Origin of the sequence: Ralstonia flaminis (assembly GCF_958415495.1) — a bacterium.
Lineage (GTDB): Bacteria > Pseudomonadota > Gammaproteobacteria > Burkholderiales > Burkholderiaceae > Ralstonia > Ralstonia flaminis.
On record NZ_CATZLL010000005.1, the window covers coordinates 363,896 to 381,422 of the forward strand.

Sequence of the window (17,527 nt, forward strand, 5' to 3'; positions counted from 1 at the left end):
AGACCCATGCATCGTCGCGACCTGCTCAAGCAGTTGGCCGCCGGGCTGCTTGCCCTGGCGCCCGGTTTGTCCCGCAGCATAGCTTCTGGCGATCGCGCCGGCAGTCCGCTCGGCGCGCCCGAACCGTTTGACGAAACGCGCCTGCTGGCGCGTGCCCGTACGCTAGCCGCCCAGCCATATCGGCCACGCAGCACGCAGCTTCCTGCGCCGCTGGCCACCCTGGGGTGGGATGGCTACCAATCCATCGGTTACCGTGCCGATCACGCCCTCTGGGCCGGGCAGCATCTGCCGTTCGAGGCCCGTTTCTTCCACCTGGGGTTGTTCTTCAAGTCGCCCGTGCGCATGCACGAGGTGGTCGACGGCCAGGCGCACCTGATTGCCTATGACCCGGCCATGTTCGACTACGGCAGGAGCGGGCTGGACCACCAGGCGCTGCCGGTCGATCTCGGCTTTGCAGGCTTCCGGCTGACCACCAAGGCGGACCCGACGCGGGATGTGGCCGCCTTCCTGGGCGCCAGCTACTTTCGGGCGGTGGGCGGGCAGTGGCAGTACGGCCTGTCGGCGCGCGGGCTGGCGATCGACACCGGCCTGTCGCGTCCCGAGGAGTTTCCCGATTTCACCGAGTTCTGGCTGGTGCGCCCAGCGCCTGACGCCGAGACGCTGCGGGTGTATGCCTTGCTCGACTCGCCCAGCGTGGCCGGGGTCTACCGCTTCGACATCCGCCCCGGCGACACGCTGGTGATGGACGTGGGCGCTACGCTCTTCGTGCGCAAACCGATCGAGCGGCTGGGCATCGCACCGCTCACCAGCATGTTCCTCTACGGCGAAAACGACCGCACCGACCGCGCCGGGGATCGCCACAGCGCCGCCCGCCGCTGGCGCGCGTCGGACTGGCGGCCCGAGATTCACGATTCCGATGGCCTGGCCATCTGGCGCGGTTCGGGCGAATGGATCTGGCGGCCCCTGGCCAATCCGCCCATGCTGCGCAGCCAGCGTTTTGCCGATGACGACCCGCGCGGCTTTGGCCTGCTGCAGCGCGACCGCAACCCCGACCACTATCAGGACGACGGCGTGTTTTACGAGAAGCGCCCGAGCGTGTGGGTTGAGCCCACGCACGGCTGGGGCGAGGGCGCGGTCGAGCTGGTGGAGCTGTCGGCCAACGATGAGACGTTCGACAACATCGTCGCCTTCTGGCGTCCGGCCGTGGCGCCGCAGGCTGGGCAGGAATTGGCGTTCGGCTATCGGCTGACCTGGGGCGCGCAGCCTGCCGCCGCTTCGCCACTGGCACGTGTGGTGGCAACGCGCACGGGGATCGGTGGTGTGGTCGGCCAGCCGCGTAAGTATTTTTCTTGGCGGTTCGTGGTCGATTTCTCGGGCGGGGAGTTGTCGCGGCTTGGGCGCAGCACGGCCGGGTCGACCGTCGAGCCGGTCATACGCGCCTCGCGCGGGCGGGTGGAGATTGCTTCGGCACGGCCGCTGGCCAGTATCGACGGGGTACGGGCGATGTTTGATGTGGTGCCCGATGCCAGCAATGCGCCGATTGAGCTGTCGCTGACGTTGCAGTCGGGGGAGCGGTTGCTTTCTGAGACTTGGATGTATCAGTGGACGCCGCCGGTGGATCGGGCAGTTTGAGGTTCAAGAATTAGAGCGCCCGGCGAGTGCCGGGCGGTGGGTGAGGCTAGTCTGCTACCGTCGAATTGGCGTGGGGCCCGGACAGCACGCATGCGGGCATCGCGGGTTGATCCCGATGTAAGCGGTGTTGATATACAGCGATGCCTTTTCCATGGCCCCCACTTTTCTTTATCGATTTGATGGTTCCACGGGTTTAATCGTGGGTTCTCCATCGGCGGTGCAACAGCCATTGGGGCAGCCTGGTCCAAATTCAATCATTAGTGTTGACGGTGTGACTCCCGAATAGGGGTCGGAATGATATTTTTCCGCACCACCGAAAACGATGCGATTGCTGTCTTCTCCCATGCCAACCAAGAAGCTCTTCACCCATTGGGCTCTGCGCTCAGCCAAATCCTCCGTTTGTTGACCCACGTCTTTGAACCCGACTAGAACAAATATCTGATGGTTGGGATATTTCTTCATTTCTACGGCCCACGAGGCGAGTCTTGCTGCCTCGCCGCCTTCCAGTCGATCCGCCCACTCTGGAAAATGGGCGTAGAAGTGCTCGCTTGGCTTGCAGGCGAGTGCTGCCGTTGTTACGTAGAAGAAGGAAATGATCAGGAGTATATTTTTTACTAGTGACATGAATATTGCGGTGGCGGGAAAAGAACGCACAGGGAAATTCTGTGTACTTTCCTCTTCATTGTTTGCTGATCGGTTCAGGGCTGCGGCAACATGGGTGCGGATAGACTGGTTGGAATACTACGACCGCCATACCAATAGGCTTCGCATTGCGAGTTTCATCACCGTGGACCACGTGGCCATAGCGTTACACAAAAATCAGCCCGGTCCATCGCAGAGTGCGCGCAGGGTTGACTATCACCAATCAACAGGTTTGTTGGCCGGCTCTCTCGCCCAGTTGGCGTAGTTTGTTGGCATCGTATCGGCGTGGATGCGATGTAGAGAAACGCGTTCCCTCCGCACCTCGCTTGCCGAGTCATAACCGCTTCTGTGAGTAATGCGACCTTTTACGGCATCGTTGGAAATCGTGCCGGCAAACTCAAAGAGGTCCCGCGAGGGACGTCCTTGCGAACCAGAGTCTCGAGTGAACTCTATGCCAGTCGATAACTTTGCTCGAAACGTGATGATGCCTGTCGATGGTCTGATCTTGGCATCTTCAATGATGCCGCAGGGTGTTTCGATTCCGGTTGATACGCAGAACTTGCCAAAAACTCTTTGCTCTTCTTGGTAAAGATCCAGGGCATACCCTTCAGTGTGCGGGTCGTCGTTACTCCCCACAGTTTTCTGATTGGTAAAGAAGCCGAGGTGTCGTGCACTGGGTGGGGCAGCCAAGGAAGCAGTGGCCACGAGCAGCAATGCGGAAAATAAGAGCCGGCGCATTTCAGTGTCCGTCCGTTGACCAGTGAGGTTTATCCGAGGCGCCGCCAACAAACTTGATGACACCGTAGCTTTGACCGACTTGCTTCAAGGTAGCGTTCATGCCAGTTCGCGGCGTCGAGGAGATCGTGATCAATTCGTCAGAGGCGTTTCTAATGGCCAAGCTGCCCGACCAACCGATCGTCATATCGATTGCTTTGCGCTGGGTATGCCGGCTAACCAGAGCCGCTGCTATCTGAAGATTTTGCATGCCATATGCGTTGACCATGTCTCTGGCGGCTCGAACAGAAGCTTCCAGCGTTGGGTGAACCCATTCAATATTGACGCCATCCATCGTTGGCACTGCCGACGGGGGTGTTCCGTGGGCAATCTTCCACGACCAATGCATTAAGTAAGCTCGCTGTGGTGGGCGATACGTCGCGGAAACCGTGATCGTGGCGCCAGCGTCTCGCATGGCTTCTATGAATCGATCCACGGATTGACTGAATTCTGGCGTCAGAGCCGACGTGCTATTGCTACCCGGGAACCTTGCGACCCATTGCGAGCCGCTTAGCTCGTTGCCCCCACTAACAACTGCAGGGCTCTGGTTCGCTTGAGGTGTGAGCTGCGCTGTTGTCATAGTAGGGAATCTCGATTTTTGCGATTAGTGCTGTGTCAGCAGAAACCTTCTGTGTATGGCCTTTCTCGTCGGTTACCCCTATGAATTGCCTACCGTCTTCAAGGGTGATTTGGTAACGCACGTGGCAGAGGTCTTCTCCGGTTCTTTCATGTTTTGCATGGAAAAACAGGTCATAGCGTGAGTTGACCGGCGCAGGGCGAGTCAGGTGGCTGGCGCTTGCGCTGGGAGATGCCGGCATCGACGGGCTGACCGTCCCCGCCGACCCTCTGGACTCAAGAAAAATCCCCGGATTCGCGCCAACGATCACGCGGTTCTTGCCGCATGGGCAGAGCACGAGATCACCGTCTACCACAGCGTCGCGTCCTTTCTCGGAGATGCCCTGTCCGGTGCCAAAAATCTTGTACGTGCCTTTGCACTGGCCGCAGGTTGCCTCGTCGCCGCTCAAGGCAATCAGCTTTCTGTTGTCGGAAAAGGTGGACGAAAAGGCGAAGACCATCCCACCCGTGGTGGTTGGGTCGCCGTGCCTGACCACGGCCTTACGCATGGTTGCGCTCCGGCAGGACATAGGCCGGGTCAAGCAAACCGGCGATGGGTTTGTCTTCGTTGACGAGGATGCCGAAGCCGTTCTGTAGGCCCTTGGTAATTCTGTCGCCGTTGCTCAGGCGTGAGCCGATCGGTGCAAAAGGCTTGCCGTCCCAGGCGGCTGCGAAGCCTGCACTGTCAATGTTGGTGGCCTCGGTGCCGTCGTCATAGGTCACGATATCGCCGACGCGCGCGAGGGCGAGTCCGCGGTATTCAGCCTTGGTGCTCAGCTTGCTCACACGCCCGCCGCGCTTCGTCTCTGCGGCGAGGGTCGCAAAGGCGTGCGTCACTGCGTTGGTCTGCTGTTCCTGCATCGTTGCTCCGTTGTTGTTTTACGCATCGATGGGGCAGGTCTTCACTTGTGCTGAAAGCCGCATGGCGGATGGCACAACCTCGGCCCTTTACCCCGCGCAGAAGACTCTCAGAGACGATGGCAAGCAGATATAGGGCGCGTCCGATCTTGATTTCGTGTTTCTGAAATCAGAGTTAATCGCTCTTGATGTTTGCGAGAGAGGGCGGGACTTGGCAAAGCGCGCTGGATCAACGGCGACGCGCCTTCCCGCTGAATTTGTCCACCATCTCCGCCCAGCCTTCGGGCCCCAGCCGTTCCATTGTCGCGATGTTCCGCTCGTAGATGTCCGCTGCATCGGGTACGGCTGCGGCGGCGCGGGCGATGCTGTCTTCGCGCAGCAGATGCAGGATCGGGGCGGGGGCGCGGTTGGTGGCGTTGGCGATGTCGTCTGGGTCGGCATCGGCAAAGACGAAATCGGGGTGGAAGCTGGCGAGTTGCAGTTCGCCTTCGAAGCCGGCTTTGGCGAGCAGCGCCTCGGCGCGTTCGGTGAGGGTGTGGAAATCGAAGAAGTCGGCCAGTGCGGGAACGAGCAGCAATGTGGTGTCGATGTCGGCGGCGGGTGTGCTGTGCAGCAGGTCGGCTTCGGCGCGCAGGTGGTCGAGCACGTCGCCGTCCATCGTGGCGCGGCTGACGACATAGCGTACCTGCCGTTTGACGTGCACGGCCTTGGCGAACGGGCACAGGTTCAGGCCGATCACGGCGTCTTCCAGCCAGCGCTGCACGCGGGTGACATGGTTGGCGGCGGTGTCTTCGCTCAGCGGCAGGGCATCGGCGGGTGGATCGAGCAGGACGAAATGCAGGGGGCGGTCGGACACAGCGGGCACGGAGGAGGAAACCAGCGCGCAGTGTAGTCGATGGCTCGGGAGCGTTTCTTGCGACACAAAGGGTGTTGTGACTTGCAATATTCGGCGCGCGGCGTTTGAGGCGCGTCGAGATCACTTCGGAGTGCCTCGGGCACCGCTTATGTGGTTAATTCATCCCTCGAAACGAACTGAGAAGGAGCCCAACCATGATCGAACCGCGTGTACTGAAGAACGCATTCGCCATGGCTGCCACGCTCGCCGCGTCGGCTGCCTTGGCCCAGATGACACCCGCACCCCAGACGTCGCCGCAAACCACGGGGACGGTGCAGACCGCACCGGGCAACCCGGCACCGATGACGTCATCGTCGGACCCGCTGGTGCAGAAGCGCATTGACGACAAGGCCGCCAACGACGAATACAAGGCGCGCAAGTCCGAAGCCAAGGCCGCCTACAAGGAAGAAAAGAAGGCTGCCAAGTCCAACCGCAAGGCTGAGAAGAAGGAAGCTACCGCCAAGCGCAAGGAAGCCATGAGCGAGCAGGGTGGCCCAGCCCAGACGCCGGTCAGCGAAGGCAAGTAAGCGGTTGACGGCATCATGAAAAAGGCGACCCGAGGGTCGCCTTTTTCTTTGTGCCGATGTGCGGTGCTCAGTGCCCGCGCGAAGCCGTCGGCAGGCGTACCTGCGCAACAGCCATTTCCCACTGTGCGATGCGGCTGAGTGCCTCATCCCGGCTGATGACCGGGTGGAAGGTGCGTGAGGCGCGCCATTGCTGCGCGACCTCGTCTTCGCCACGGTAGAAGCCGGTGGCGATGCCGGCCAGGTATGCGGCGCCGAGTGCCGTGGTCTCGATGATCTCGGGACGCACCACCGGAATGCCCAGCAGGTCGGCCTGGAACTGCAGCAGCAGGTTGTTGGCCGAGGCACCGCCGTCCACGCGCAGCTCCGAGATGGTGGAGACGGCGTCGCGCGTCATGGCTTGCAGCAGCGCGGTGCTTTGAAAGGCAATCGACTCCAGCGCCGCGCGGGCGATATGGCCGATGGTCGTGCCACGCGACAGGCCGACGATGGCGCCTTGTGCGGTTGGGTCCCAGTACGGCGCGCCCAGGCCGGTGAACGACGGCACGAACACCACGCCGCCGGAATCGGGCACCGAGGCGGCGAGGCCTTCCACGTCAGCCGAGCGCTGGATGGCGCGCAGGCCGTCACGCAGCCATTGCACCACCGCACCGCCCACGAACACGCTGCCTTCCAGCGCGTAGCTACGCTTCGTGCTGCTCTGGCACGCGGCTGTGCTGATCAGGCCGTTGTGCGATTGCACCGCCTTGTCGCCCGTGTTGAGCAACATGAAGCAGCCGGTGCCGTAGGTGTTCTTGGCCATGCCGGGTTTGAAGCAGGCCTGGCCGAACAGGGCCGATTGCTGGTCGCCCGCAATGCCGCCAATGGTGAGCGAGGCGCCGAGCCAGTCGGCATCGGTCTGCCCGAATTGATACGCCGACGGATGCACCTCGGGCAGCAGGCTCGGGTGGATGTCGAGCGCGCGCATGAGGTCCGCATCCCACTGGCCAGTATGGATGTTCCACAGCATCGTGCGCGACGCGTTGGACACGTCGGTCACATGCAGGCGGCCGCGCGTGAGTTGCCACACCAGCCACGTGTCGATGGTGCCGAAGGCGAGTTCGCCACGGGCGGCGCGCTCGCGGGCGCCGTCCACATGGTCAAGAATCCAGCGCAGCTTGGTGGCAGAGAAGTACGGGTCGATGACGAGGCCCGTGCGCTTGCGCACTTCGTCTTCCAGGCCCTCGGCGCGCAGGCGTTCGCAGATGCTCTCGGTGCGGCGGTCCTGCCACACGATCGCGTTGAAGATGGGTTTGCCGGTGGCGCGTTCCCACACCACGGTGGTTTCGCGCTGGTTGGTGATGCCCAGCGCGGCCATGTCAGCGGCCGTCAGCTTGGCTTGTTCGAGTGCGGCGCGGCAGGTGGCGAGCTGGCTGTTCCAGATGTCGAACGGGTCGTGCTCTACCCAGCCGGGCTGCGGAAATTGCTGCGGAAACTCCTGCTGGGCGCTGGCCACGATCTGGCCGGCACGATTGAAGACGATGGCACGTGAGCTGGACGTGCCCTGGTCGAGCGCGAGGAGGTATTCCATAAGACAGATTCAAGTGACCGCCGGGCTGGAGCGAACCAACCCGGCGGTGGGTGAAACGGAAGCAGGCATGGTAGCCCGCTGATCGAGGATGCGTCGATCAGACGGGCACCGAAATTAACGGACCTTGCCTTCCTTCCAGGCCGCCAGCAGCTTGTCGTAGGCCACCGTCTCGCCCTTCGGACGCTCGTTGTCGAGCTTCTTCCACGGGGCGTGCTCCGTCGACAGCCACTTGGCCGGATCGCTTTCGGGGTTCAGCTTGGGCGCGCAGTTCTTCATGCCGGCGCGCTGCAGGCGACCCATCACTTGGTCCATTTCCTTGGCCAGGTTGTCCATGGCAGCTTGCGGGGTTTTCTCCGCAGTCACGGCCGTGGCGACGTTCTTCCACCAGAGCTGCGCCAGCTTCGGATAGTCGGGCACGTTGTTGCCGGTCGGCGTCCAGGCCACGCGGGCCGGGCTGCGGTAGAACTCGATCAGGCCGCCGTACTTGGCTGCGTTCTTGGTGAAGTAGTCGCTGTGGATATCGGAGTCACGAATGAACGTGAGGCCGGTAATCGACTTCTTGAGCGACACGGTCTTCGACGTGACGAACTGGGCGTACAGCCATGCAGCCGAGCGGCGCTCGAACGGGGTGGACTTGAAGAACGTCCACGAGCCGACGTCCTGGTAGCCGTTCTGCATGCCGTCCTTCCAGTACGGGCCGTGCGGCGATGGTGCCATGCGCCACTTCGGCGAGCCGTCGGCGTTCACAACCGGGCCCGGCTTGGTCATCGGCGCGGTGAAGGCGCTGTACCAGAACACTTGCTGGGCGATGTGGCCCTGTGCGGGCACCGGGCCGGCTTCGTTGAAGGTCATGCCGGTCGCCTCGGGCGGGGCGTACTTCTTCATCCAGTCGATGTACTTGGTGAGGGCGTACACGGCAGCCGGGCTGTTGGTGGCACCGCCGCGGGACATCGACGCGCCCACCGGTGCGCAGCCTTCCACGCGGATACCCCATTCGTCGACCGGCAGGCCGTTCGGGATGCCCTTGTCGGCAGAACCTGCCATCGACAGCCACGCATCGGTAAAGCGCCAGCCCAGCGACGGGTCTTTCTTGCCGTAGTCCATGTGGCCGTAGACGCGCTTGCCGTCCAGCTCCTTCACGTCGTTCGTGAAGAAGTTGGCGATGTCTTCATAGGCCGTCCAGTTGACGGGCACACCCAGGTCGTAGCCGTACTTGGCCTTGAACTTCTCCTGCAGGTCCTTGCGGGCGAACCAGTCGGCGCGGAACCAGTACAGGTTGGCGAACTGCTGATCGGGCAGCTGGTACAGCTTGCCGTCAGACGCCGTGGTAAAGCTCGTGCCGATGAAGTCCTTCAGGTCCAGGCCCGGGTTGGTGAACTCCTTGCCTTCGCCGGCCATGTAATCCGACAGCGGCATCACCACGCCATAGCGGTAGTGCGTGCCGATCAGGTCGGAGTCGGAGATCCAGCCGTCATAAATGCTTTTGCCGGATTGCATCGAGGTCTGCAGTTTTTCGACGACATCGCCTTCCTGCATGATGTCGTGCTTGACCTTGATGCCGGTGATCTCTTCAAACGCCTTGGCCAGCGTCTTCGATTCGTAGGCATGTACGTCGAGCGTTTCCGACACGACGTGGATCTCGGTTACGCCCTTGGCCTTGAGCTTGGCTGCGGCATCGATGAACCACTTCATTTCCGCCATCTGCTTGTCTTGCGACAGCGTGCTGGGCTGGAATTCGCTGCTGACCCACTTCTTGGCTTCGGCTTCGCCGGCGTGTGCTGCGCCGACCGCCAGGGCGCTTGCCAGTGCAATGGCACTGAACTGAAGCGTCATGCGCCAGGATGTTTTCATCGGTATCTCCTCGTGCTTGTTGGCTTGTTGTTCTCCCCGCAGCGAAAACATCCGGCATTCCGACGCGGGGAGCGTGATGGAATGCCTGTGCCCGTACGTCAATGTGGGCGTGGAAGCGTCAACCCGCACTGACGCCTCCGGACTTGCAACTGCGAATACAACGATTGCGCGTCAACCGCGCCACATGATGAGCAGCAGCACCACCATCGAGGCGATGAAGCCGCCCCAGGCACCGGTGTCTTCCGATGCCAGGCCGACCCACGCCAGGTTGATGTAAGCGGCCGTCAACAGGCCGATGAAGAGGCGGTCACCGCGCGTGGTGGCAATGGGCAGCAGGCCCTTGCGCTCCACCGTCGGGCGGGTCACCTCCCAGATCGTCATGCCGGCCAGCATCAGGGCGATGCAGCCGAAGAAGATCGCCACTTCGGGCGTCCAGGCCATCCAGCTGAACATGGCTGTGTCTCCCGTTCTTGTTTTAGACGCGGCCCATCGCGAAGCCCTTCGCGATGTAGTTCCGCACAAACCAGATCACCAGCGCGCCAGGAATGATCGTCAGCACACCGGCCGCCGCCAGCACGCCCCAGTCCATGCCCGAGGCCGACACCGTGCGCGTCATCACGGCAGTGATCGGCTTGGCATCGACCGAGGTGAGCGTGCGCGCGAGCAGCAGCTCCACCCAGCTGAACATGAAGCAGAAGAACGCCGTCACGCCCACGCCTGCCTTGATCAGCGGCAGGAAGATCTTCAGGAAGAACGCGGGGAAGCTGTAGCCGTCGATGTAGGCTGTCTCGTCAATCTCGCGTGGGATGCCCGACATGAAGCCTTCCAGAATCCACACGGCCAGCGGCACGTTGAACAGCATGTGTGCCAACGCCACGCCCAGGTGGGTGTCCATCAGGCCGACCGTCGAATACAGCTGGAAGAACGGCAGCAGGAACACCGCGGGCGGCGTCATCCGGTTGGTCAGCAGCCAGAAGAACATGTGCTTGTCGCCCAGGAAGCGGTAGCGCGAGAAGGCGTAGGCCGCCGGCAGCGCCACCGCGGTCGAGAGCACCGTGTTCATCGTCACGTAGATGATGGAGTTGATGTAACCCCAGTACCAGGACGGGTCGGTAAAGATGACCTTGTAGTTGTCGAACGTGACGAGCTTCGGCCAGATCGAGAAGCCGGCCAGCGTCTCCTCGTTGGTCTTGAGCGACATGCTCAACATCCAGTACAGCGGCAGCACCGCAAAGGCCACGTACACGACGAGTGTGATGGCGCGTGCGATCTTGCGTTGATGTTCGTTCTTTTGATTACGCATGGTCGTCTCCCACGGCCGTGCTGGCACTGCCCATGCGCTGCATCCAGTTGTACAGGACGAAGCAGAACAGCAGGATGATGAGGAAGTACACGATCGAGAACGCCGCCGCCGGGCCCAGGTCGAACTGGCCGACCGCCTTCTGTGTCAGGTACTGCGACAGGAAGGTCGTGGCATTGCCGGGGCCGCCGCCGGTCAGCACGAACGGCTCGGTGTAGATCATGAAGCTGTCCATGAAGCGCAGCAGCACGCCAATCATCAACACGCCACGCATCTTCGGCAGCTGGATGTAGCGGAACACGGCCAGGCGGCTTGCGCCGTCAATCTCGGCGGCCTGGTAGAACGCGTCTGGAATCGAGCGCAGGCCGGCATACGCCAGCAGCGCCACCAGCGGCGTCCAGTGCCACACGTCCATGATCAACACGGTGATCCACGCGTCGAACGAGTGCGACGTGTAGTTGTAGTCGATGCCCATCTGGTTGAGCCAGTAGCCAGCCAGGCCGATGTCCGAGCGCCCGAAGATCTGCCAGATCGTGCCGACCACGTTCCAGGGAATCAGCAGCGGCATGGCAAGCACCACCAGCGCGGCCGAGGCTTTCCAGCCCTTGGATGGCATCGCCAGCGCCAGGCCGATGCCCAGCGGAATCTCCACCGCCAGCACGCACAGCGAGAAGATCAACTGGCGGGTGAGGGCGTCTTGCAGATCGCCATCACGCAGGATCTGGCGGAACCAGTCCACGCCCACGAACACGTGCTGCTCGGGGCTGATGATGTCCTGCACCGAGTAGTTCACCACCGTCATCAGCGGCAGGATGGCGGAGAACGCCACGCACAGGAACACCGGCAGGATCAGGAACCAGGCCTTATTGTTGAGCGGCTTGTTCATCGGCCAATCCTCTCGTCATTGCTGTAATACAGCGTCTGCGGCGCATCCAGGCGCAGCCACACGCGGGAATCGGTCACGCTCACTTCGTTAGGCAGCTTGGCCTTGATGGGGAGGCCGACCGTGCTGTCGCCATTCGCGCCGAGGCTTGCTGTCAGCAACTGGTGCGTACCGAGTTGCTGCACCTGGTGTACATCCGCCGCCACTGTGCCGACTTCGCCCGGCGCAGCCAGTTGCACGAACTCCGGGCGGATGCCGAGCTTGAGCGAACCGTTTGCGCTCTTGAGCGTGGAAAGCGTGTCGCGGCTCACGGACAGGCGCTGGTCGCCCAGCGCAATCACATCCCCATCCACCGTCACCGGGTAGAGGTTCATGCCGGGGCTGCCGATGAAGTAGCCGACGAAGGTGTGGTCCGGCCGCTCGAACAGCGCTTCCGGCCCGCCTTGCTGCACCACCTTGCCTTCGGTCATGACCACCACCTCGTCGGCAAAGGTCAGCGCTTCCACCTGGTCGTGCGTCACGTAGATCAGCGTGAGCTTGAGCTGCTGGTGAATCTTCTTGAGCTGGCGGCGCAGTTGCCACTTCAGGTGCGGATCAATGACGGTGAGCGGCTCATCAAACAGGATGGCCGCCACGTCCTTGCGCACCAGGCCGCGCCCGAGCGAGATCTTCTGTTTGGCGTCCGCCGCCAGGCCCGAGGCGCGGCGCTTGAGCGCGTGCTGCAACTCGAGAATCTCGGCGACTTCTTCCACGCGCTTTTTCACCTCGGCTTCGGGCGTCTTGCGGTTGCGCAGCGGGAAGGCGAGGTTGTCGAACACCGTCATCGTGTCGTAGATGACCGGGAACTGGAACACCTGCGCGATGTTGCGCTCGCGCGGGCTGGCGTGCGTGACGTCCTGTCCGTCAAACAGCACCTGGCCCTCAGACGGCACCAGCAGCCCCGAGATGATGTTCAGCAGCGTGGACTTGCCGCAGCCCGACGGGCCCAGCAGTGCATAGGCACCGCCGTCACGCCAGGTCATGTTCATCGGCTGCAGCGCGTAGTCGCTCAGGCTTTGCGGATTGGGGCGGTAGCTGTGCCCCAGGTTGCGGAATTCAATGCGCGCCATGTGCGTCTCCCTGCTTGGGCGCGCTCACCAGCTTGCCCGCTTCATCGAACAGGAACAGCTCGGCCGGATCGACAAACACATCCAGCGCCGCACCCAGCTCGAACTCGTGCACGCCCGGCAACTGCGCGACCAGGCCGATGCTGCTCGGCTGGCCGGCGGCATGTGCGCGCACGTGCAAATAGGTTTCGGAGCCCGACAACTCGGCCAGCTCGACCGCGCCCGGCAGGGCAACGCTGCCGCCGTTGCGCGGCGCCAGGCGGATATGGCTCGGGCGCAGGCCAATGCGGCAGCGCGTGCCGGCCGCCATCGGCAGCGGGCGCGTCCACGGCACGTCAATCCCTTGCGGCAAGCGGATGTGGTTGCTTTCGGCCACGGTGGCGTCCAGCACGTTCATCGGCGGGTCGTTGAAGATGGCGGCGGCGTTGACCGACACCGGCACTTCGTACATGTCGAGTGTTGGGCCCGACTGCAGCACACGGCCTTCATGCATGACGACGGTGTGGCCACCCAGCAGCAGCGCTTCCTGCGGCTCGGTGGTGGCGTACACCACGGTCGTGCCGCCATCGGCAAAGAGCGAGGCCAGTTCGGCACGCAGTTCTTCGCGCAGCTTGTAGTCGAGGTTCACCAGCGGTTCGTCCAGCAGCACCAGTGGCGCCCGCTTGACCAGCGCCCGCGCCAGCGCACAACGCTGCTGCTGGCCGCCCGACAGCTCGGCCGGCAGGCGCTGCAGCAGGTGTTCGATGTGCAGCTTGGCGGCGACTGCGCGCACGCGCGTATCGATCTCGCCCTTGTTGGTGCCCTGCAGGCGCAGCGGCGACGCGATGTTGTCGTACACCGTCATCGCCGGGTAGTTGATGAATTGCTGGTACACCATCGCCAGATTGCGATCGCGTACGCCTACGCCCGTCACGTCCTTGCCATCGACCAGTACGCGGCCGGTGGTCGGCCGGTCCAGCCCGGCCATGATGCGCATCAGCGTGGTCTTGCCGGCTTGCGTCGGCCCGAGCAGCACGTTGATCGCGCCGGGCGCCAGCCGCAGGCTGGTCGGGTACAGATGTGTCTGCGCCCCGACCATGGCCGTAACCTGGTCCAGTTCCAGAATCAATTGTGTCTCCCGTCTTTTACTTCTACGTCTTGATCTGTGTGCGGGCCCCCCGGCCCGTTTGCTGCTGTGCCGCTAACCTCAGGGGGCGCGTTCTGCCACCGGGGCGGCTTCGTTCTCCGGCAGATGCCGCATCAACCAGCCTTCCAGGCGGCCGCGTTCAGCATCGTTGGCGTACAGCCCCAGCTTGGTCCGCCGCCACAGGATGTCCTGCGCAGTGCGAGCCCATTCGTGTTCGATCAGGTAGCGGATCTCCGCTTCATACAGACCCGGCGTCAGCTCCGTACCCAGGTCTTCCAAACGTGCGGCGCCGGCCAGCAGCGTGTTCACGCGGGTGCCGTACTGGTGCGCATAGCGCGTGGCCAGCGAGGTCGGCAGCCACGGCAAACGTTTTTGCAGGCGTGCCACAAAATCGTCGAAGGTGTATTCGGCGACGAGTTGGCCCGGTGCTTCCAGGTCGCCGCCCGGCAGGGAGGCGGTCGCCGTCCACGATGGCTTGCCTGCAGCAGGCAGGTGCGGGGCCAGTTGGTCCAGCGCCTCTTCGGCCAGCTTGCGGTAGGTCGTGATCTTGCCGCCCCACACGTTGATGAGCGGTGCGCTTTTACCGTCGGCGCCGGTCTCGCATTCGACCAGGTAGTCGCGCGTGATGGCCGAAGCGTTGGCCGCGCTGTCATCCAGCAGCGGGCGGACTCCCGAGTACGTCCACACCACATCGGCCGGCGTGAGCTGCTGCGTGAAATAGCGGCTCGCCATGTCGCACAGGTATTGGATTTCACCGGCATCAATGGCCACCTGGTCCACCGAGCCTTTGTATTCCAGGTCGGTCGTGCCGATCAGCGTGAAATCGTTTTGGTACGGGATCGCAAAGACGATTCGCCCGTCCGGGTTCTGGAAGATATAGGCGAACGGGTGGTCGAACATCCGTCGCACGACGATGTGGCTACCTTTGATCAGACGCAGGCCGCGCGTGCTCGGCAGCGCGTGGGCCGCGCGGGCAAAGTCCGCCGCCCACGGCCCGGCCGCGTTGACGATGGCCTTGGCGCGCACCGAGCGGATGCCGTCCGGGCCAGCCAGCGAGGCATGCCAGCCATCGGCGCGGCGCTCGGCGTTCAGGCAGCGCGTGCGGGTGAGGATCTGCGCACCGCGGTCAGCCGCGTCGCGGGCGTTGAGCACCACCAAGCGGGCGTCATCGACCCAGCCGTCGGAATAGACGAAGCCACGCGTGTAACCGGGCTTGAGCGGCTTGCCGGACGGATGCTGCGCCAGCTTGATCGACTTCGAGCCCGGCAGAAAGCGCCGCTGCGCCAAGTGGTCATATAAGAAGAGGCCCGCGCGGATCATCCACGCCGGGCGCTGGGCTGCGTCGTGCGGCATCACGAAGCGTAGCGGCCACATGATGTGCGGCGCCATGCGCAGCAGCACCTCGCGCTCCTGCAAGGCCTTGCGCACGAGGCTGAATTCGTAATATTCGAGGTAGCGCAGCCCGCCGTGGATCAGCTTGGTCGAGGCCGAAGAGGTGTGCTGAGCCAGGTCGTCCTTTTCACACAAGACCACCGACAGGCCACGGCCCACAGCGTCACGTGCGATACCCACGCCGTTGATGCCGCCTCCGACCACCAGCAGATCACAGTCCAGATGAGACGCGTCAGAGAGTTGCATGGGTTGGAATCTGTTGATTTGCGCGCCAATGTTTGCGAATTCTTGCGAATAGTGACGCGTTCGCGGATAGTGTAGTGAAAGGCGAAAATAAAGCAACATAGGGAATCGCCTAATTCGCTCACATATGTTCGTTTGTGTTCATTTGATGAATTGATGCTTCCCCGCCACCGTCAGATCCTTGAATACGTCCGCCAGCACGGCGATGCCTCCGTCGACGCGCTTGCCCGTGTGCTGGGCGTGACCACCCAGACCATCCGCCGCGATATCCGCCAGCTTGAAGACGAGCGCCTGCTCGCGCGCTACCACGGCGGCGTCGGCCTGCCGTCGTCGGTTGAGAACATCGACTACGACCAGCGTCAGGTTCTGCATATCGACGCCAAGCGCAGCATTGCCGAAGCCGTCGCGCGCCACGTCGAACCGGGCCGCTCGCTCATCATCAACATCGGGACGACTACCGAAGAGATCTCCAAGGCACTGGTGGGCCAGGGTGGACCACGGGGTTTGCGCGTCATCACCAACAACCTGAACGTCGCCTCCATCCTGTCGGGCAGCCCGGATGCGGAAGTCATCGTCGCCGGCGGCCTGGTGCGCAACCGCGACCGCGGCATCGTCGGCGAGGCTACGATCGACTTCATGAAGCAGTTCCGGGTCGACATCGGCATCATCGGCGTTTCCAGCATCGACGTAGACGGCACCCTGCTCGACTACGACTACCGCGAAGTCCGCGTCGCCCAGGCCATCATCGAGCAGTCGCGCGAGGTCTGGCTTGCCGCCGATCACTCCAAATTCGGCCGTCGCGCCGTGGTACGCCTCGGTCACATCTCGCAGATCGACAAGTTCTTCACCGACGTACCGGTGCCCGAGCCGATGGCTGACGTCTTCCGCGCCGCTGAAGTCGACGTTGTCGTCGCCAGCGAGGCCGGGCAACCCTGAGCGTCTCTTGCGCTCTTGATCTGGCGTACCGCCCAGTCTTGCCGCCGTCGACTACAGTGAAATGACAGGGCGCGCACCTCGTGTGCCCAATGCCATCCACATGGTCGTCACCTTGAGGGGCGTCGTGAGCGAGCACTCACAAGCGGCAATCCTTTCGATCTTTGCGGGCATCGTCGCCGAACACGTCGCCGCGTTGCGCGACGTCCTGGCCAAACTGTCGGCACCCAGGCCCAGCGACGAGGATCTCCATCAATTCCGAGTCACTCTGCGCCGGCTGCGTTCGGCCTGGGTGACCTTTGGCCCTGTGTTGCCCGACGCATTTGCCGCCGAGTGGAAGCCGCGCCTGCGGGCGCTGGCGGCATCCACGGGCCCCGTGCGCGAATGGGATGTCCTTCTAGTAGATTGGCTTCCGGCCGCTCAGCAGTCTCTGGCCGAGGAGGATGAGGTCGGGCGCGCATGGCTTGCCATGGCGGTCACCAAGGCCAAGGCCGCGCGCAGCCGATCTTGGCGATCGCTCCGGGTGGAGCTGGCGTCGCCGGATGTGCTGAGCACGCTTGCCGATCTGGAAAAGGCCGTCGTTCCTTTCCGGTTGGAGGCTGAGGCGGGCCCATACGTAGACTTCGCCCATGCTCAGGCGCGGGCGCTCAGAAAGAAGCTCGTCCAGCGCGGCCGCGGCCCGAAGCGGGCGTCGCCCGCGCGCCTGCACCGGGCTCGAATCACTGCCAAGCAATGGCGCTATCTATATGAAGCGTTCTATCCGGCGCTCGGTGCGCAAGCCCCCAAACGCTGGCACGCACATCTGCGCAAGCTGCAGGACGCCCTGGGCGAGGTGCATGACGCGGATATCTCCCTGGAGCGTGCCGCCGGAGTCGCACGGAGTGCGCCACCAGCTTCTATCGTGAGCGTGTTTCACAAGCGCGCCCGCTCGGCCCGGAAGCGCGCGGCCCGACGGCTACGTTGGATACGCGATCATGCGGCGCCATAGCCCCTTAAAAAGCGCGGAAAGACCCCACGAAAAGAAAGGGCTTGCACAGTTCGGAAAACCTGCATATAGTTCGCCCCTCGCTGCACGACGCAGCGCCGAAACGCAGGTTGAGGCGGTGGTGTCGAGGCGGTGGAGAAGTAGATGTGGTGCGGGTTTCCGGCCGATTGGTGGTGTTGATCGGGTGGGTGTCGCGGT

18 protein-coding genes are annotated in these 17,527 nt (G+C 63.1%); 4 read left to right on the forward strand and 14 right to left on the reverse strand.

The genetic code is table 11. The features are described 5' to 3' along the window. Positions 1 to 6: 6 nt before the first annotated feature. A complete protein-coding gene (locus R2N11_RS10520) occupies positions 7 to 1,632 on the forward strand; it encodes an OpgD/OpgG family glucan biosynthesis protein (protein ID WP_316681046.1) in 1,626 nt (541 codons plus the stop codon). A 168-nt stretch (positions 1,633 to 1,800) separates the two neighbouring features. Here R2N11_RS10520 and R2N11_RS10525 read toward each other — a convergent pair whose 3' ends face one another. The 6 genes from R2N11_RS10525 to R2N11_RS10550 form a co-directional block, all read right to left on the reverse strand. Further along, entirely contained in the window at positions 1,801 to 2,256 is a 456-nt protein-coding gene (locus R2N11_RS10525) for an OmpA family protein (protein WP_316681047.1), read from the reverse strand. A gap of 234 nt (positions 2,257 to 2,490) precedes the next feature. After that, positions 2,491 to 3,012, reverse strand: coding sequence for a hypothetical protein (locus R2N11_RS10530; RefSeq protein ID WP_316681048.1), 522 nt, complete (start codon positions 3,010 to 3,012; stop codon positions 2,491 to 2,493). Position 3,013: 1 nt separating this feature from the next. Continuing rightward, positions 3,014 to 3,343, reverse strand: coding sequence for a hypothetical protein (locus R2N11_RS10535; protein WP_316681049.1), 330 nt, complete (start codon positions 3,341 to 3,343; stop codon positions 3,014 to 3,016). A gap of 232 nt (positions 3,344 to 3,575) precedes the next feature. Continuing rightward, positions 3,576 to 4,172 (reverse strand): PAAR domain-containing protein, encoded by a 597-nt coding sequence (locus tag R2N11_RS10540; protein ID WP_316681050.1) that lies wholly within the window; start codon positions 4,170 to 4,172, stop codon positions 3,576 to 3,578. Beyond that, positions 4,165 to 4,524 (reverse strand): PAAR domain-containing protein, encoded by a 360-nt coding sequence (locus R2N11_RS10545; protein WP_316681051.1) that lies wholly within the window; start codon positions 4,522 to 4,524, stop codon positions 4,165 to 4,167. Before R2N11_RS10545 ends, R2N11_RS10540 begins: the two co-directional genes overlap by 8 nt. Positions 4,525 to 4,750: 226 nt before the next feature. Beyond that, positions 4,751 to 5,377 (reverse strand): DUF1415 domain-containing protein, encoded by a 627-nt coding sequence (locus R2N11_RS10550; RefSeq protein ID WP_430715430.1) that lies wholly within the window; start codon positions 5,375 to 5,377, stop codon positions 4,751 to 4,753. Between the two features lie 194 nt (positions 5,378 to 5,571). Between R2N11_RS10550 and R2N11_RS10555 the strand changes: the two genes are divergently transcribed. After that, a complete protein-coding gene (locus R2N11_RS10555) occupies positions 5,572 to 5,943 on the forward strand; it encodes a hypothetical protein (RefSeq protein ID WP_316681053.1) in 372 nt (123 codons plus the stop codon). Between the two features lie 67 nt (positions 5,944 to 6,010). Here R2N11_RS10555 and glpK read toward each other — a convergent pair whose 3' ends face one another. The 8 genes from glpK to glpD all read right to left on the reverse strand — a co-directional run bounded on the left by glpK (position 6,011) and on the right by glpD (position 15,414). After that, positions 6,011 to 7,510 carry a glycerol kinase GlpK gene (glpK, locus tag R2N11_RS10560; protein ID WP_316681054.1) on the reverse strand — a complete coding sequence of 500 codons (1,500 nt, stop codon included), beginning with the start codon at positions 7,508 to 7,510 and terminating at the stop codon, positions 6,011 to 6,013. Positions 7,511 to 7,624: 114 nt separating this feature from the next. Continuing rightward, on the reverse strand, positions 7,625 to 9,361 hold the full coding sequence (locus tag R2N11_RS10565) for an ABC transporter substrate-binding protein (protein ID WP_199032467.1): 1,737 nt from the start codon (positions 9,359 to 9,361) through the stop codon (positions 7,625 to 7,627). A gap of 171 nt (positions 9,362 to 9,532) precedes the next feature. Beyond that, a complete protein-coding gene (locus R2N11_RS10570) occupies positions 9,533 to 9,814 on the reverse strand; it encodes a DUF2160 domain-containing protein (protein WP_199032466.1) in 282 nt (93 codons plus the stop codon). Between the two features lie 22 nt (positions 9,815 to 9,836). Then, positions 9,837 to 10,664 (reverse strand): carbohydrate ABC transporter permease, encoded by an 828-nt coding sequence (locus R2N11_RS10575; RefSeq protein ID WP_316681055.1) that lies wholly within the window; start codon positions 10,662 to 10,664, stop codon positions 9,837 to 9,839. Continuing rightward, complete coding sequence (locus tag R2N11_RS10580) at positions 10,657 to 11,547, reverse strand: carbohydrate ABC transporter permease (RefSeq protein ID WP_021197336.1); 891 nt, start codon at positions 11,545 to 11,547, stop codon at positions 10,657 to 10,659. The genes R2N11_RS10575 and R2N11_RS10580 overlap by 8 nt, the downstream gene beginning before the upstream one ends. After that, positions 11,544 to 12,653: an ABC transporter ATP-binding protein gene (locus tag R2N11_RS10585; RefSeq protein ID WP_316681056.1), complete on the reverse strand. Its 1,110-nt coding sequence runs from the start codon at positions 12,651 to 12,653 to the stop codon at positions 11,544 to 11,546. The genes R2N11_RS10580 and R2N11_RS10585 overlap by 4 nt, the downstream gene beginning before the upstream one ends. Then, a complete protein-coding gene (locus R2N11_RS10590) occupies positions 12,640 to 13,758 on the reverse strand; it encodes an ABC transporter ATP-binding protein (RefSeq protein ID WP_316681057.1) in 1,119 nt (372 codons plus the stop codon). Before R2N11_RS10590 ends, R2N11_RS10585 begins: the two co-directional genes overlap by 14 nt. 78 nt (positions 13,759 to 13,836) lie before the next feature. Then, on the reverse strand, positions 13,837 to 15,414 hold the full coding sequence (gene glpD / locus R2N11_RS10595) for a glycerol-3-phosphate dehydrogenase (protein ID WP_316681058.1): 1,578 nt from the start codon (positions 15,412 to 15,414) through the stop codon (positions 13,837 to 13,839). A gap of 153 nt (positions 15,415 to 15,567) precedes the next feature. Between glpD and R2N11_RS10600 the strand changes: the two genes are divergently transcribed. Together R2N11_RS10600 and R2N11_RS10605 are read left to right on the forward strand one after the other, a co-directional pair. Then, entirely contained in the window at positions 15,568 to 16,347 is a 780-nt protein-coding gene (locus tag R2N11_RS10600; RefSeq protein ID WP_316681059.1) for a DeoR/GlpR family DNA-binding transcription regulator, read from the forward strand. 124 nt (positions 16,348 to 16,471) lie between these two features. After that, positions 16,472 to 17,332 (forward strand): CHAD domain-containing protein, encoded by an 861-nt coding sequence (locus R2N11_RS10605; RefSeq protein WP_316681072.1) that lies wholly within the window; start codon positions 16,472 to 16,474, stop codon positions 17,330 to 17,332. Positions 17,333 to 17,527 lie beyond the last annotated feature (195 nt).